This window comes from Nannocystis sp. (genome assembly GCF_016714285.1).
Taxonomy (GTDB): domain Bacteria; phylum Myxococcota_A; class Polyangia; order Nannocystales; family Nannocystaceae; genus Nannocystis.
Map to the genome: position 1 here is coordinate 44,472 of NZ_JADJNN010000026.1, position 15,551 is coordinate 60,022.

Consider the following 15,551-nt stretch of genomic DNA (forward strand, 5'->3'; position numbering starts at 1 on the left):
GATGCCGACACAACCGCCACGTGCTCAATGGCTCGCGGACGGCGCGCAACAACCCAGCGGTTTGCTCGCACAGGCTCGCGGAGCGCCCGGGCGATGTCAATACCGCGCCCGTGATTCGTGTCACCCGCCGGGATGCATCGAAATCTCCGCGGTCGTTACGGCCGCGACGGCGTATATGTCGAGCGTGGCGCGCCGGCTCCTCGCAACCCTGCTGGCGCTCGTCGCCTGCGCGACAGATCCGGGGCGGCCACGCCCCGCGCGCGAGGACTCGGCCGCGGCGGAGGTCAAGGTGGTGAAGCCAGATCCTGCAGATCACGAGGTCGTGGCGGCACCCGAGCCGGCGACGGTCGTGGCGACGCCAGAGCCAGCGACGGTCATGGCGACACCCGAGCCGGCGACGCCCGCAGCCCCGGGCGAGGCGACGCCCGCAGCCGGGCCCCGCGAGCTCTCGGGGCCCGCGCTGCTCGGGGCGAAGCGCTCGCGCATCGAGGCGGCGATCGGGGCGCCCCGGCAGACCCGCGGCGAGTGGGTCGAATACGCCGAACTCTCGCTGCGCTATCGCGGGAATCGCTGCGTCGGTCTGCGCCGACAGGTGCCCGCCGGGCTCGACTGCGAGGCCGCCGCACGCTGGCTCGGGTACCCCGACGCCGGACCCGCCCTGCGCCGCGACAACCGCTGTGAGTGGCCGGGCATCAGCCTGCGCCATCGCCTCGCGCCCGGTGTGGCCGGCTCGCTGCTGCTGGCGGGCGGACTCTTCGAGCTGCGCCTGCTATGACCCCGCGCAGATCGTCGCCGCTCACACGGGATCGTCCTCGCCGACTATCCTCGCACCTGGCCCAGAGGACAGGTCGACAAGCGTCGCCCCCCAGCCGCCGCCGCCGTGACCCGCGAGGCGAAAGCCCTTCACCCGCGGGTGGCGCTCGAGCAGCGCGTGCACGGTGCGCCGGAGGTTGCCGATGCCCTTGCCGTGGACGATGCGCAGCTCGACGAGGCCGCGGGCGAGGCACTCGTCGATGTACGCGAGCACCAGCGGCTTGATCTCGCGGGGGTGAAAATTGTGGAGGTCGAGCTCGCCGGTGATCGGGAGCTGCGTGGCCTGCCCTGACTGCGGGCCCTCGTCGGGTGCGCCGTGGAAGCCGCACGCGCCGGCCCACGGGGCCCACGGCGGCGGGGCGAGGGTCCGCGCAGCGTAGCGAGGCGGCCGCGGGGCGGCGCCGCAGTGCACGCTGCGCTGGAGGCGTGCGAGCGGGTTCCACGGGCGCGAGCCCTGGGTGCTGAGCGGGTCCCAGCGCTCGCCGCGAGCGAGCTCGAGGGTGAAGCGGCACGGACGATCGCCGTGGGCCTCGACGACCACCCGCAGCGCGCCGAACAGGGCGCCACCGATCAGGTCGAGCGCCAGGGCGGCCGCGTCGGCGCCGTCGTCGTCGTCGCCGAGCTCGAAGGTCTGCCGCCAGCCGGAGAGGTCGACCGCGATCGCTGCGGGCGTGAGACGCAGATCGATCTCCAGGGTGCCCGCGCGCAGGCGCAGCCGATCGCCCGCGCCGGGCTCGTGGCCAGCGGCGGCGAGCAGCGCGAGCAGCTCACGCTCGAGGTGGGCGCGGATGGACATGCGGGCGTCCAGCTTGGGCCTGCCCCGCCGCGGTACGCAAGCTCAGGCAAGGCCGCGGCGCCTCTCGGCTGCGACGGCGAGCGACCAGGCGCGACGCCGGTGCGCGGGCGCGCCGAGCTTTCGTCGCGCCGGCGCAATTGTCTGGCCTCGTCGCGTCACCGAACCAGGGTGTCCGCAGGGCCAGGCCGGGCCCGGGGTGTTTGGCTCGGAGCGTCCAGGTGTACCGACAATGACAGCGATTTATGATGTGATCATCGTGGGGGGTCGACCTGCGGGCGCCGCCCTGGCCGCCCGCCTCGGGGCCGGCGGCCTGTCCGTGCTCGTGGTCGACAAGGCGAGGTTTCCGTCGTCGCCGGAGGTGCCGTCTTGCCCGGTGCTCTACGCCGGGACGATGGCCCTGCTCGACGAGATCGGCTTCACCGAAGACCTCTACGCCCACGCCGTCACCCGCGTCCGGGCCGGCGTGATCATGGTCGAACCGTACTTTCACACCCGCATGGTCGTGCCCGAGTTCTTCGGTCGCGACTACGTCTGCGGCTTCGAGCGCGCCAGCTTCGACGCCGCCCTGTGGGCCCACCTGGCGCGCTTCCCCGGGGTGACGCGACGCGCGGGGTTCCGCGTCGACAGCGTGCTGCGTGACGACGCGGGCCGGGTCACCGGCATCACCGGCGCGGAGGAGGGTATGCCGCCGGAGAGCCTGCGCGCCCGGCTCTGCGTGGTCGGTGCCGACGGTCGTCACAGCCTGGTCGCGCGCAAGGTCGAGGCCCGCGTGATCGAGGACTGCGCCGACCGGACCAGCACGTGTCACTTCGCCGAGTGGGAGGGCCTCGCGCCGTGCCCCGTCGACCCCGAGCCGATCGTACAGATCGTCACCCGCTGTCGCGGCGCGAGCGTGTTGTTCTTCCCGTCGGCAAACGGCCGCGTCCACGTCGCCACGCATGTCCGCTCCGATCGCGCCGACACCGGCGGAGACCCTCAGCGGTACTATCGCCGGCGCCTCGACGACTTCGCGGCGGTCCGTCAGCGCCTCGTGGGCGCGCGTCAGGTCGGCGAGCTCCTCGGCGTCAAGAAGATCGCCAACCGCTACCGCGAGGCAGGCGGCCCGGGCTGGCTGCTGGTCGGCGACGCGGTCCACCACAAGGACCCCGTCGACGGCCAGGGCGTCTACGACGCGCTCATCGAGGGCAAGCGGCTCGCCGAGCTGCTGCTCGCCGCGCATCACGGCGCGCTCACGTGGGACGCCCTCGTCCCGGCCTATGCGCGTGCGATCGAGGAAGCGACCGGCGGAATGTTCCGGGCCACCATGCAACGCCTCGCGCGCGAGCTCTATCAGGAGCCCCCGGTGCCGGTCATTCGCACGATGATGCGGTGGCTGCTGCAGGACCCCGCCTACCACCACCAATTCTTCGCGTTCCTGTCCCGGGCGATCCCACCCGAGAATTGGCTGCGCCCGTCGCTGGTCCTCGGCGCCGCGGCACGCGGGCTCCTGCGCGACATCGCGGCGCCGTTCACCCGGCGTTAGGCGGCGGTGCACATCGGAGCGTGCAGCCCTGCGTCGCGCCCGACGCGGCCGCGAACCTGGCGCGGCGCGCAAGATCTGGCTCGACACGCGGACGCGGGCTCGCGACCATCGCCGCGTGGCCGGGACCGTCGTGCCAGTGGCGAGCAGCGGGCCGTATCCGGCGCGCGACGGCAACCTCGTGATCCCGTGGATCGACGGGCTGCCGTTCTACACCCGGCTGGCCGCGGCCTTCCGCGGGGCGCGGCGCCAGATCTGGGCGATCGTCTCGTTCATCGAGCCGGGCTTTCGCTTCCCCGACGGGACCGCGTGGTGGGACCTGCTGGGCGAGTGCACCGCGCGCGGCGTCGACGTGCGCGTGCTGTTCTGGCGCAACCCCGGCTTTCGCACCGACCACGTGTTTCGCGGCGGGCCCGAGGACCGCGCCTTCTTGCGGCGCCGCGGGGCCGCCTTCGCGGCGCGCTGGGACAGCTCGGGCGACGACCCCAACCACTGTCACCACCAGAAGGGCTATGTGATCGACGCGGGCGAGGTCGACACGACCGCGTTCATCGGCGGGATGGTGCTGAGCCACGCGACCCTGGCGACCCCGGGGCACCACCACGGACGCGAGAAGCACGACGCCTTCCTCGAGCTGCGCGGGCCGGCGGTGGTCGACGCGGAGCACAACTTCGTCCAGCGCTGGAACCTGGCCCGCCGCGACGACGCGGCGCCGCCGTGGCCCGACGCCACGCGGGCCAGCGCGCTGGCGTGGCCGACCCGGGCGCCGCCGGCCTGCGGCGACGTGCGCGTGCAGCTGGCGCGGACGATCCGCGCCGGCGCGTACCCGGGTCCCACGCCCGTGGTCGACGCGCCGAGCTTCGACAGCGCCGCCGGTGAGGCGACGATCCGCGAGCACTACCTCGGCGCCTTCGCGGCGGCGCGGCGGACCATCTACCTCGAGAATCAACACCCCGGCGAGCTCGGGCTGTTGACCGCGCTCGCGGCGGCGCTACGTCGCGGCGTGCAGGTCGTGATGGTGGTGCCGGGCGAGCCGATGCCGGCGATCGTCGCCGCGAGCCGCGAGTGCGCCGCGCTGGCCCGCGCCGGCCGCGGGCACGAGCACCGCTACGGCTCGACCTTCGCCGGTCTCGCTGCGCTGGCGACGATGCCGGGCTTCACCCTCGTCGCGCTCGCTCGCAGCGACCCCGGCGGCTCCCCGGGCGCATGGTCGCACCGCGAGATCTACACCCACGCCAAGCTGTGCATCGTCGACGGCGCGTGGGCGACGCTCGGCTCGGCCAACCTCGTCGACCTCAGCCTGCTGCCCGATCACACCGAGCTCAACGCGGCGTGCTGGGGCGCCGCGCTGTGCCTGCCGCTGCTGTGCGGACTGGTGGAGGAGCACTGCGGCGCGCGCGAGTCGGACGACCTCGCGGCGCTCGTCCGGATCGCCCTGCTCGCGCGCGTGAGTCGTGCCAGCGTGATCGCCGGCGGACCGGTGCTGGCCGGCTGCTACGCGCTCGACGCCAGCTGCTACGCGCAGGCGCCCGCGCTGACGCGCGGCGGCCCGGCGGCCGCGCCTTGACAGGCCCCGGCGACTCCGATAATCGAGGTCTCGTAGTTTGGATAGCGAGGGGGGTTTTGTATGCATGTTCTCAATCGATGCATGGTGGTGGGTGGTCTTTGTGCGCTGATCGGCTGCGCTGACGACACCGGGACCTCGTCGGAGGCGAGCACCGGCGCCGCGACGACGAGCGGCAGCGCGAGCTCGGGTCTGGCCAGCACGACCGCGGCCTCGGCCGAGAGCAGCAGCTCGGCGACCCCGACCGAGGGCAGCGGATCGGACAGCCAGACCATGACCTCGCCGACGACCACGGCGACGACCGGGCCCGACACCGTCAGCGACACGTCGACCGACACGCTCCTCGATACCACCACCACGGCGACCGACAGCGGCGCGTCGTCGAGCGGCGGGCCCGACCCGATCTGCGGCGACGGCAACGTCGACCCGGGCGAGGAGTGCGACGACGCCAACGCCGACAACACCGACACCTGCGTCGACGGCTGCAAGAACGCCAGCTGCGGCGACGGCTTCGTCGGCCCCGGCGAGGCCTGCGACGACGCCAACGACGTCGACGACGACGCCTGCGGCAACGACTGCGCGCTGTCCAGCTGCGGCGACGGCAAGCTGCAGCCCGGCGAGGAGTGCGACGACAACAACAAGGACGACACCGACGCCTGCCTCGGCACCTGCGTGAAGGCCAGCTGCGGCGACGGCTTCGTGCAGATGAACGTCGAGGCCTGCGACGACGGCAACGCCTCCGAGGCCGACCAGTGCACCACGCTGTGCAAGGCGCCGGCCTGCGACGACGGGCTCCAGAGCGGCAAGGAGACGGACCTCGACTGCGGCGGCGGCGACTGCCCGAAGTGCGAGGTGGACCAGGCCTGCGTCGCGCCCTCGGACTGCAAGACCGGCGCCTGCGACGTGGACACCTGCGTGTTCTCGGCCAGCTGCAAGGCCCTGAAGCTGGCCCAGCCGAACGCGCCGGACGGGGTCTACGACCTCGACCTCGACGGCAAGGGCCCGACCCCGCCGTTCAAGGCCTACTGCGACATGACCACCGACGGCGGCGGCTGGGCCCTGGCGATCCGCTTCGCGCCGACCAACGGCCAGTTCAACTTCTACTCGCCGCACTGGACCATGGTGTCGCTGGTCAACGAGAACGTGCCCGGGCCGGCGGACCCGTCGGACGGCAAGTTCCCCGCCTACAACCTCCTGCCCGGCGGAGAGATCCGCGGCTGCATGCAGCACCCGATCACCAAGGCCTACGCGTGCAAGTTCTACACGCTGCCGGCGACCAAGACCCTGCTCGACATCTTCACCAACACGCCGGTGGGCTCGGACATCGCCATGAAGGGGCTCTACTTCGTCGAGGCCCAGGCCGAGAAGCTAAAGTGGCTGACGATCCAGGGCCGCACCGTCGCCGAGGCATCGGTCGCCCCGAACTACGTCGCGGTCGGCATCAACATCGATGACGACCAGTCGTGCTACGACGCCCGCGTGCGCTTCGGCCTGGTCCTCAACAACGAGGCCAACATCGTCACGCTCAACGACGCGGCCGGCTTCGGCGCGCAGGCCTACTTCACCGCCGCCTGCGATCTGGCGCCCGGCGTCGACTCGGGCTGGCGCACGCCCTGCGGCTTCCAGGCGGGCGCGACCTCGTACAACACCGCCGGCCACATCTGGATCCGTTAGCGCGCGAGCGACCCGGGGCGCTGCTGCTCAACCAGGGCCCTTTGCGCGCGCGGACTTTGGGGGGCCGGGGGGTCCCTCGGGCGGCGGGGGCGGGCGGGGGGGGGGGGGGGGGGGGGGGGGGGGGGGGGGGGGGGGCGGGGGGGGGGGGGGGGGGGGGGGGGGGGGGGGGGGGGGGGGGGGGGGGGGGGGGGGGGGGGGGGGGGGGGGGGGGGGGGGGGGGGGGGGGGGGGCGGGGGGGGGGGGGGGGGGGGGGGGGGGGGGGGGGGCGCGGGGGGGGGGGGGGGGGCCGCGGGCCCCCCCCGGGCGGGGGGGGGGGGGGGGGGGGGGGGGGGGGGGGGGGGGGGGGGGGGGGGGCGGGGGGGGGGGGGGGGGCGGGGGGGGGGGGGGGGGGGGGGGGGGGGGCGGGGGGGGGGGCGTTTGTGATAGGGGGGGGGGGGGGGGGGGGGGGGGGGGGGGGGGCGCCCGCCGGGGGGGGCGGGGGGGGGGGGGGGGCCGGGCCACGTTCGGGAGCGCGCCCGCAGCGCCCTGCCGAGTAGCGTTGCGGCCGAGCGGGGCCGGGGATCTGGCGCCGGGCCGACGCGGTGCCGGTACTACTGGGGATTCACCTGCGCGTTCAGGGCGGCCCCCGTCATGTCCGAGTAGGTATAGGGCCCGATCAGCCCCTGGACGGTCAGCTCGACCTGATACGTCTCCGGGTGGACCTTGTAGGCCACGCTGGCGGACATATCGACGACCCAGACGAAGCCGTCGATGTCGATGCTGACGCCCCACGGGGCCTGGCAGCCGGGCAGCGGGATGTTGTTGTTGACGTACTTCTTGGTCGCGGCGTCGATGTGGACCAGGCGACACGGGCTGCTCCCCGCGCCCCACACGTTGCCGTCGGCGTCGGCCATCATGCCGTTCACGCGCGAGCCGCCGGCGTTGCCGATGTTCGACCAGGCCTTGGCCTGCATGTCGTAGTGATAGACGGAGCTGTCGTTGCAGCCGCCGTTCCAGATGTTGCCATTGGTGTCGAGGGTCATGCCATACTTGCAGCCCTGGGGGATGCCGAAGTCGGTGATGGCGAGGGTCAGGGCGTTGATGCTGATCGCCGGCTGGGTGCTGAGGCCAGTGACGAAGAAGTCGCCGACCGCGTTGACGGCCCCGCCGTAGGGGCTGTAGCCGGGCTGCCACGGGTACATCACGGTGTCGAGGGTCTGGCCGGTGTCGCCGTCGACGCGCTCGAAGTGGGCCATATAGTTGGCGTCCATCCACCCGAACCACAGCCGCGGGGTCGGCGAGACGCAGGTGTCCGGATCGGGCTTACCGCCCTCCCACGCGGTCGCACGCGGCCCGTAGCCGTAGCCGGGCGACGGGATCTTCTTGGTCCACAACACACATTCATCGGCGCCGAGGGCAAGGATATCGTTGGCGCCCTTCGAGGTCTCGATCATCCCGTTGCCGTTCTTGTCCTTGCAATCCACCTCGCGCGCGGCGATCTTGGTGACGCCGCCCGGATCGCGGCTGCTGACCGCGACGTCGCCCATGAGGTTGACCGAGGTGCGCGACGGGCTGCCGCCCTCGACGCGATACCGACCGACCTCGGCCCCGGTCTTGGTATTGATCTTCAACACCCGGACACCGCCTCAGAACCCCCACCCAACCGCGGCAGTTGGGCTGTGCGCTCCCAAACAGGGGTTCTGAGCGGTTCCGGCGCCCCGCGAGTCCCCGACCGGGACCGATGCGCGGAGCTGTCTTGGAGACGGGCTGGAGACGGAAGCGGCGCCGTTAGTACATCTAACGCGGGTCAGTCGGCTCGCACGGCTGTGAGGCCGTTGAGCACCCAGTGCAGCGTGCCGTCGCCACCGTCGCAAACCCAGAAAAGGGGTCTGGGGGGGCAGCAGGGCGGCCGATGTAGCTATCACCCCCGACGGGGTCGAGACGGGCTCAGCTCTCGGCGTGGAGCGCCACAGAATCCGAGAAGTCCTCCGCCTCGCGCACGAATGCGGCAGCATCTCCGCGTAGACCCGGATGTCGAAGGTCCGAGGCCTTCCTCGCCGGCCCGGCGCTGCGCGCCCGCCTACGCGCCGCCGGCTTCGCCGCCTGAACCCACGCCACGTCTCAGCCAGCCCACCTATTGAGCTTCACACGTGCCACGTGACGTGGCCTCCCGCAAGGGCCAAAATAGCCCGAGGTGCGCGAGCATCAGTCCGTGGAACAGCCACGATACACGCATGGTCAGCATCATGCCGACGTGAAGGCCGACCAGCGCCAGGGCGGCGGCCATGCGGGTGCGACGGTGCCACAGGCCGAGCGCAATGAACAGCTCGAGGACGATCACCGACCAAGCGAGCAAGACCGGCCAGGCGCCCTGCATGGGCGGTAGCAAGTTCGACGCGAAGTGCTGGCCGTAGCGTGGCGAGCCGAGGATTCGGGTGATGGCCGAGCCATCGCGCCAGGCCGGCCCCTCGACCAGTTTCGACAGGGCCGCGAATCCGTACACCGTCGACAACTGCAGCATCGCCAGGCGCGTCGCCCATCGGGGCGCGGACGGACCGTCCGGTGCCACCGCGACGATCGTCCATTGAAGCAGGGCCAAGCCGTTGTAGGCGAGCAACTCGCTGGCGTCGAGTACCACCAGCGCTGCGAAGCAGCTCGTCGCGGCCCAGGTGGAAGCGCGGGTGCGGACGCCAGTGATCACGAGGACGAGTGCGGCGACGAGCCCGGCACTGAGCACCAGCACGAACGCCAGGGGCGGGGCCGGGAGGCCGAACCACACGTCGGCCAGGCCTTCGCGGAGGATCGGGCGGCAGTAGAGCTCCTCTGCGTGCGGTAAATGGATGAGTGCCCATGCTCCTGTCCATATAGCCAGGTACCGACGAAACTGATCGAGCGGCGCGGTCGCGCCGGGCGTGTAAAAGAACCGACGCCAGGCGTCAAGGAGGCGCCGCATCACTTACCTCGAATTGGCCAAGCAGACGGGTGTCGACGGCCCTACCTCGCATCGACCGTCGCAGCAGCCGGACCGCGCGTACTGGGGTGCCGGCGGCGGCCTTTTTTGCGGCGAGCCAGCGCGCAAAAGCCGCGCGTTCGTCCGCATGACCCGGCTGGCTCAGGAAACGGCTGGTGTCGGGGACGCGGCGATCCGTCCAGCCTCGGGTGAAGTGGAAGTAGCTACGCAGCGGGATCTCCAACCATTGCCCGGACGGGTCCAGGCTCTCTGCTACGATTGTCGCTTCCGCGGCTGGGGGTACGCGAAACATCGACCATGGCAGTGGCGCCGCCCACGGCCGAGGCGCCGGCGCGAGGCCGCGAACCAGCATGCCGATATGCACGAGGACCCATATCGCGACCAGAGCGCGGACCCGCCAGGATGGCAATGGCGGCGGGCGGCCACGCGGCGAGGATGAAGGAGATGCGGTGGATGTGGCTGATGAGTCTGGAGATGCCGTGGGTAGCTCGGAGGAGCAGTACTCGGGCATGTCGCAGCGGCGGCGACGGGCTCGGCGAGGACGGCGCGCTGCAGCAGACGTCTGGCCGTCCCGGCCTTCCACGCCGCCCTCGCCGCCCCGGTGCGACGCGCCCGCTTGCGCGCCGCCAACTTCGCCGCCTGAACCCACGCGGCAAGGCGAGTGCCCTAAGATCCCCACCGTCAGGAATTGGGTCCGTAGAGCGGCATGTCAGGGCAGGCCGCGCGAAACTCACTCTCGAGTTTGCCGCAAGGGTACTCGAAGGTATCGTTGCGCTGGGCCGTTCGCCAAGCTTCGACCCCCTCACAGGACATCGTGACGAAGCATTCGTAGATCTCGATCCAGAGCTCTCCACAGGCATCACTGAAGTCAGCCGCGCCTTCGCCGTAGGATACGCAGTCCGCCTCGCAAGGAGCCTCGTCACACTCGACAATCTCGTCCCCACAGGACGCGGTGAAAGCGGACTTATTACCGCAGTAGCCCTCCAAATCGGGCTCTTCCTTGCAAGCACCAAGGGCGACTCCGAGGCCCACTCCGAGGCCCACTCGTGAGATGAAACGTGCGATGGTATTCATGCTAGACTCCTATGGTTCGGGGCGATCAGGCGCGAGAAATACGCCGGGGCATAAATCGTAGTAAGGCGCGAGAACCTCCGGGCAGGGTCCTTGCTCGACCGGTACGTTCTGGAACAGGTGATATTCATCGCAGGTCATGTTCGCTACGCATGCCATAGCGATTTTGAAAGCGGACTCGCAATCCGGGCCGTAATCAACTGCGTCCACCTCGAATGAATCCTCACATGAATCGACGCAGACGGCGGTGTTGTCAGGCCCACCGTCGCAGATCATGTCAAACTGGCACCAGCCGCGGCAGTCCTCGATGAAGGGATCCGTGTCTGCAGGTGAGCCGCAGGCGGCGCAGCAAGCCACGAGGCAAAGCCCGAAGAGAGTCGAGGCGAAGCGCTTTGCCGGCTGCCTGTCGCGCTTATTCATTGAGTGCATACCACGCCTTGTCACAGTGTCGGAAGAGGTCTAAAACCTCGCTCTTGCACGGATAGGGCACTGGATTATCAGGGGTGGAGTAGTTAATACTCCACTCCGTGCTGAACTGCTCACAAGAGAGCAGCGACAGGCAAGTCAGCAGGCTCGAGAAGCTGTCAGCGCAGCTGGGGCCCTCCTCAAGGCCGATCTCCGATTCATCGAGAATCGCATTGACGCAACGCTCCGTCCGTCCGCTCGGGTCCGGCACTTGCTCGCAAGTACTGCGCCCCTTACATAGACGCTCGGCGTCCTCCTCGACCGTTTCGTAGTGGATCTCTGGCCCGCAGGCACAGGCCAAGGTCGCCCCGAGTGTCCATTTGCGCACCATGAGAGTCACCGCCTCGCCCGTGTTCGCGCGTAGCCCACAGGATAAGCGAACTGCGGGTGGCTCTGATCAAGCTGGAGATCGAACCCCTCCGGGACAGCGGTCGCTGTCGTACAGCGGGCCCGCCACAACGGACTAAGGGCCTGGTGCGGGGCGAACCACAGGATGTCCTCGCATCCATCGCCATCAAAGTCACCAACATACGGTGAGAAGTCGCCCTCGACGGCTGCCGGCAGAGCAAAGGTCTGCACAGAATGACTCATGTCATCCGCAAAGTACCAGACCTGCTCGGGTTCGGCATCATCGACCTCGTCGGGACTCAATATATGACCACCACGATACCAGAAAATATCATTGGTGTTATCATCATTAAAGCGGCCGACAAAAGGTTTGAAGAAGGTCGGACTGGTGAACGTGAACGTGGTGCTGGTCTGGGCGGTGCATATGCCATCCTCGGCGATTTTCTGTACATCCCACCACATGACATGGGTCGATGTGCGTTCGGAGACCCAGAAAATCTCCCACTCACTATCACTGTCAAAATTCCCGATTAGAGGAGTATATTCCCTGCCGTCAGCAATACCGCAGGGGTTGAAATCCGCGGAGTCACCGGTGAAACCATCCATGGTGGCGTTCTGTTCCATGAAGCGAAACCGTTGCGGACCACCTTGCTCACGCCACCACACGATCTGACCGTCAGGCGTCCCTCCGACGCTCCAAGTCCCTACGAGCGGTCGACGATAGTTATCCGCACTGAATGAACTATCGTAGCTGCCGAGATCAACAGTTGATTCTGATGCTGTGATGAACTTCCACATCATGTCGGATCGGTCCCCGTCGGCTCCAGGTAGGAGCCACCAGACCTCATCGGTGGCGATATCCAGAAACCGTCCGACGATTGGAAATGCGTAGCGTTCCGGCTGTTCTTTCCCGTAGTCAGTAAGGTTAAACGGCGGAGCACTTCCGGGATCGGGCGCAAGGACTAGATCGCTTTGTGGTGTACCGCCATCAGGGTCGTCCGATTCGTCTCCGGGAGCATGCAGAAGGACATGGGAGAGAGGCTCACTGTCAATCCGGACAGGGATTGGTTTGACACGCCGCGACATGGTGCCCATCGGCGCAAAGGGCCCGACGGAATCAAAGTTAATGTTCCCACCGTCGGAACCACCGTACCAGATGACCATGGTATTCTCCAGTGGACTCACCCATAAGATGTCATCAGTTGGTCCCGCATCAAAGTGGAGTTCACCAGTACGTGGCACCGTGTACAAGTAGTGCAGACCCTGGCGGTCACCCGCCGAGAGCCGCGCCTCGGGGATGTCGTTTAGGTCGTCGCAATCAGGATAGCCCATGATTGAATCGGGGTCCGCGGGCGTGACTGCTCTCCACGGATCGTCCGCGGGCTTGGTAGAGCAAAGGGCTTTGTTGCTCTCCGTAACGGAGGTCTGTTCCCACCGCACTTGCTCGTGGTAAAGTCCGGGCCCTTCCGGCTTTCTAGTGGAAAGATAGCGCGCAGGGAAAAAGGGGAAAAGGGGGGTTTTGGAGGGCTCGGGGGGCGGGGGAGCCGGGGGGGGGGGGCGGGGGGACCGGGGGGGGGGGGGGGGGGGGGGGGGGGGGGCGCCCGCCCGGCCCCGGGGGGGGGGGGCAAAGGGGGCCGGGGGGGGGGGGCGGGGGGGGGGGGGGGGGGGGGGGGGGGGGGGGGGGCGCGGCCGGACCGCCCGGCACCCCGCCCCAGGGGGGGCGGGGGGGGGGGGGCCGGGGCGCCGCGGCGGGGGGGGGGGGGGGGGGGGCGGCGGGCGCGGCGGGGTTGGGGGGCGGGGGGGGGGGGGAGGGGGCACGCCCCGGGGGGCGCCGGGGGCGGGGGGGGGCCCGGGGGGGGGGGGGCCGGGGGGGGGGGGGGGGCCGGGGGGCCGCGTGGGCCCCTGGTGCCCCGCGGGCCGGGGCGGGGCCGGGGGGGGGGGGGGGGGGGGGGAGCCCAGTCCGCCCAGCCAAGGGCCAAAGTCCGAGGGTGTGGCCAAGCTCGTGGACGACAGTTCGCTCGGGGCCAGCATTATTCTTGGTCTTAAGTACCTTCGGACGAAAAACAATCCTTCGCCGACCTTTTGCGGGCATGCCGGCACCGCCGACTACATCTGGAGCCGTGGCGGAACCACTGAATGTACACGCCTGGTTCTGCAGCGGACCACAATCACACATCTCATCATTATCTGGGCCTGTGGTTGGCTCCTCGCCACATTCCTTCGCTTGTCGAACGACGTAGAGCACAGCCCCATCACCCCATGCAGCTTCACACTCTTCCGGGGAAGCAAACGGGACCTCAATATAGTTGACGTCAGCGGCTCGCTCCATCTGTGCGACTGCTTCCGGGAAGGCGGCTTCGACCATCTCCTTTAGGGGCTGGTGGGTGAATGTGCCCATGCAGTATGTGAGGCGGAGTTTTGTATCGACGTTCCAGATACGATCAAAATCGTTTGAGCACATGACCGTGCTCCGACTACGAATCTCGGGGCCTTTGCTTGCCGCCGGCAGCCTCGGTTGGTTTACCCGAAAGTGCTCATAGACGTGCTGAGTACTGGTGAAGTGTATGTCACCCTCGACGATCCACCCGCCACCTGGTGCGGGTACCGCACTGGTCTGCAGAAAATCCTCAAAGTCGGGCTCCAAGTCCGTGAGTCCGGCGCTGTCCGTCTCTCCGAAGACTGCCACACGGCAGCGGTCTTGGTTGTTCTCGGCCTGTTCCTCGGGGCAACCGTTACCGTTGCAACCGAACATCAGGGCAGGAATTGCAAGCGTCAGCGGCGAGCGGCGAGCGGCGAGCATTCTTGCACTAAACAGGACTACCCGGAGCCTGTCAAGCCCCATCCGGCGGCGTCAGCCCGGTTCGAAACTGTACCCACCTGGAACTGTCACTGCCTCATGCCGCCAGCGTCGCCGCACGTGCCGGCCGCGTGGGATCCGTCGTATGCTCCTCGGCACCTGACCCTCCAGCGCGTGCGCACCGGGTCTTTCACGATCCCGTTGCTGCCCGGCGTCTTGCCCGACGCCTTTGCCGCACGCAAGGCCGCCAAGCCGACCTCGAGGCGCTGTGCCAACGGAGCTGGCCGGGTTCTTGAAGGAGACACGGACGCGGCCGCCGGGGAGCGCTGTGACCAGCTATGCACGCAGCTCGTGGCACACGCGACCCGCGACCGGCCGATCCGCGAGGTATACCCGGGGGTCGGCACGATGTTCCAGGACCCCCGCTTCACTCCAGATCCGCCAGCCCGTCACCAGACACCGGCACGCGGCCCTCCTCGTTCATGGATATTCGCGCAAGTCGCGCCTAGGCTTCCCCATCGGGGGAGTAGTCGCCGGCCTGGAGCGCGGCGCGGATCCTGTCGAGGGTCTTGCCGCTCTCGAGCTGGGCGAAGACCCAGCGAGCCTGAGCGATCGTGCTCTCGGGCCACTCGCTCGCGTTGCCGCGACGGCCACGGACCACACGCTCCGGGGGAGGCAGCAAGCCCGCCCACGCCCATCGGAGCACGGTTTGCCCGCTGACGCCGACCGCGGCGGCGGCCTCGGGTGTGTGGTGTAGGTGCGCGCCACGGGCGGAGTGTACCGGGACCGCTCCCGACTGGCCAAGAACCTGCACTGATGCAGCTTGCGCCTACTCGACGATCAGTCTATAATAAGTCGAGAAACGGTCGAAAAACTATCGAGAGGGAGAGTAAATGAACGCCGAAGATGACACGAAACCGCCCGGCCACGAGCGACCTTCCAACGTCCCGCCCGATCCAGACTTCGAGGTCAGCGAGGGGGAAGAACTGTCCCTGCCGCCGAGTGCCCCCCCGGACCTGCGCGCCCGTCTTGTGCTCGCGCTGAAGACCACGGCGCCCGACGTCCTCGCCGCCGCGGTGGACGGCTTTCGCGGTGTTTTCTCTAGCTGCCATGAGTATCTTTGCGAGGCAATCGCAAACGAGCTGCCCTTGCACCTTCAATGGTTGCCGGCCTGCACGGATCCCGACAAACTCCGCGCCGGCTACGAAAACAAAGCGATCGCCATTTGGGAGATCAAACTCACCGGCGACCGCGTGATGGTCTTCGAGTCACCACGCAACGGACGGGGGCCGTACAAAGTTCCGATCGGGCATGACCGCGTTACGGTCTATGCCGAAGGAATCTGAAATGGACACCGTGCTAACAACGGCTCGTGTCTGTTTTGACTTTGGGCAAGAAACCGCGCTAATCTTTACCGCGCGTGTTGTCTCTGTTCACATTACCGGAGCGATCCAAAGAGTGCCGATTCTTCTGCAGCATCGGGTCCACGCGCAAACCTTCGGTTACGGCTTCAATAGCCCCTCGGATCTGAGCCGAGCGCTTGAGCAATACAGT

12 protein-coding genes are annotated in these 15,551 nt (G+C 69.0%); 5 read left to right on the forward strand and 7 right to left on the reverse strand.

What is annotated here, in order from left to right; genetic code table 11:
• The first annotated feature begins 184 nt into the window (after nt 1–184).
• A complete protein-coding gene (locus IPJ59_RS30615; protein WP_293274548.1) occupies nt 185–775 on the forward strand; it encodes a hypothetical protein in 591 nt (196 codons plus the stop codon).
• Between the two features lie 21 nt (nt 776–796).
• Here the strand turns inward: IPJ59_RS30615 and IPJ59_RS30620 are convergent, their stop codons facing one another.
• Entirely contained in the window at nt 797–1,609 is an 813-nt protein-coding gene (locus tag IPJ59_RS30620; RefSeq protein WP_293274550.1) for a Smr/MutS family protein, read from the reverse strand.
• Between the two features lie 229 nt (nt 1,610–1,838).
• Between IPJ59_RS30620 and IPJ59_RS30625 the strand changes: the two genes are divergently transcribed.
• The 3 genes from IPJ59_RS30625 to IPJ59_RS30635 all read left to right on the forward strand — a co-directional run bounded on the left by IPJ59_RS30625 (nt 1,839) and on the right by IPJ59_RS30635 (nt 6,366).
• The gene (locus tag IPJ59_RS30625) at nt 1,839–3,131 is read left to right on the forward strand and encodes an NAD(P)/FAD-dependent oxidoreductase (RefSeq protein ID WP_293274551.1); all 1,293 of its coding nucleotides are present in this window, start codon (nt 1,839–1,841) and stop codon (nt 3,129–3,131) included.
• 115 nt (nt 3,132–3,246) lie between these two features.
• Nucleotides 3,247–4,695 (forward strand): phospholipase D-like domain-containing protein, encoded by a 1,449-nt coding sequence (locus IPJ59_RS30630; RefSeq protein ID WP_293274553.1) that lies wholly within the window; start codon nt 3,247–3,249, stop codon nt 4,693–4,695.
• An 87-nt stretch (nt 4,696–4,782) separates the two neighbouring features.
• On the forward strand, nt 4,783–6,366 hold the full coding sequence (locus IPJ59_RS30635; RefSeq protein ID WP_293274554.1) for a fibrinogen-like YCDxxxxGGGW domain-containing protein: 1,584 nt from the start codon (nt 4,783–4,785) through the stop codon (nt 6,364–6,366).
• Nucleotides 6,367–6,956: 590 nt separating this feature from the next.
• On the opposite strand, the gene IPJ59_RS30640 is transcribed toward IPJ59_RS30635, so the two are convergent.
• The 6 genes from IPJ59_RS30640 to IPJ59_RS30665 all read right to left on the reverse strand — a co-directional run bounded on the left by IPJ59_RS30640 (nt 6,957) and on the right by IPJ59_RS30665 (nt 14,811).
• Nucleotides 6,957–7,979, reverse strand: coding sequence for a Vgb family protein (locus IPJ59_RS30640; RefSeq protein WP_293274556.1), 1,023 nt, complete (start codon nt 7,977–7,979; stop codon nt 6,957–6,959).
• A 500-nt stretch (nt 7,980–8,479) separates the two neighbouring features.
• The gene (locus tag IPJ59_RS30645) at nt 8,480–9,298 is read right to left on the reverse strand and encodes an HTTM domain-containing protein (RefSeq protein ID WP_293274558.1); all 819 of its coding nucleotides are present in this window, start codon (nt 9,296–9,298) and stop codon (nt 8,480–8,482) included.
• Between the two features lie 699 nt (nt 9,299–9,997).
• Entirely contained in the window at nt 9,998–10,390 is a 393-nt protein-coding gene (locus IPJ59_RS30650) for a hypothetical protein (RefSeq protein ID WP_293274560.1), read from the reverse strand.
• 9 nt (nt 10,391–10,399) lie between these two features.
• On the reverse strand, nt 10,400–10,807 hold the full coding sequence (locus IPJ59_RS30655) for a hypothetical protein (RefSeq protein ID WP_293274562.1): 408 nt from the start codon (nt 10,805–10,807) through the stop codon (nt 10,400–10,402).
• A gap of 381 nt (nt 10,808–11,188) precedes the next feature.
• Nucleotides 11,189–12,532, reverse strand: coding sequence for a hypothetical protein (locus IPJ59_RS30660; protein WP_293274563.1), 1,344 nt, complete (start codon nt 12,530–12,532; stop codon nt 11,189–11,191).
• A gap of 1,970 nt (nt 12,533–14,502) precedes the next feature.
• Nucleotides 14,503–14,811, reverse strand: coding sequence for a MerR family transcriptional regulator (locus IPJ59_RS30665; RefSeq protein WP_293274565.1), 309 nt, complete (start codon nt 14,809–14,811; stop codon nt 14,503–14,505).
• 79 nt (nt 14,812–14,890) lie between these two features.
• On the opposite strand from IPJ59_RS30665, the gene IPJ59_RS30670 reads away from it, so the two are divergent.
• Complete coding sequence (locus IPJ59_RS30670; protein WP_293274567.1) at nt 14,891–15,343, forward strand: hypothetical protein; 453 nt, start codon at nt 14,891–14,893, stop codon at nt 15,341–15,343.
• The last annotated feature ends 208 nt before the right edge of the window (nt 15,344–15,551 follow it).